Origin of the sequence: Streptomyces flavofungini, from assembly GCF_041028215.1 — a bacterium.
Classification (GTDB): Bacteria; Actinomycetota; Actinomycetes; order Streptomycetales; family Streptomycetaceae; genus Streptomyces; species Streptomyces flavofungini_B.
In genome coordinates, this window is sequence record NZ_JASKYR010001537.1 from 1 (window position 1) to 536 (window position 536).

Annotated in this window: 1 protein-coding gene; it reads right to left on the bottom strand. The window is 79.7% G+C overall.

Features of this window, described 5'->3' with window-relative positions:
• Positions 1–536 (bottom strand): zf-HC2 domain-containing protein (locus AB8Z36_RS42065; protein WP_369218572.1); only part of this gene is annotated, 536 nt, incomplete at both ends.

The window sequence follows — 536 nt, forward strand, 5'->3', positions numbered from 1 at the left end:
GTCCGCCCCGCCGCCCGGCCCGCGTCCCGCCCCCGCGTCCGCCAGGTCGTGACCGTCCGTTCGGAGCCGTCCTTGCCGACGGCGACCAGCTCGCAGACCCGTGAGCGTGGCGCGGGGTCGCGCACCGCCAGGTCGATCTCGGTGCCCCAGGCCCGGTCGCGCGCCGTCAGCGAGGCGGCGACCGCCCGGTCGTCACCCGTCCGGCCGCCCGCCACACCCAGCGCCGCCGCCACGGGCGCGCCGACCGCCAGGACGACGGCGACGGCCACGGCGCACAGCCGCCGCCTGCGCCGGGCCCGGCACAGCCGCCCGAGCTCGCCGAGCACCCGGTCCGCCGCTCGGGGCGCCGCCCCGGCGGTGTCCGGGGACCGCCCGTGGTGCCGCAGCCGCTCCACGGTGAGGTGCAGTTCGTCGAGGGTGAGGTGACAGAGGGGGCACCCCGCGAGGTGCTCCTCGAAGCGGAACGCGTCCGCCGCGTCGAGGACGCCGAGCGCGTACGCTCCGGCGTCGCGATGCCGCTCCAGGGGGCTCATGGC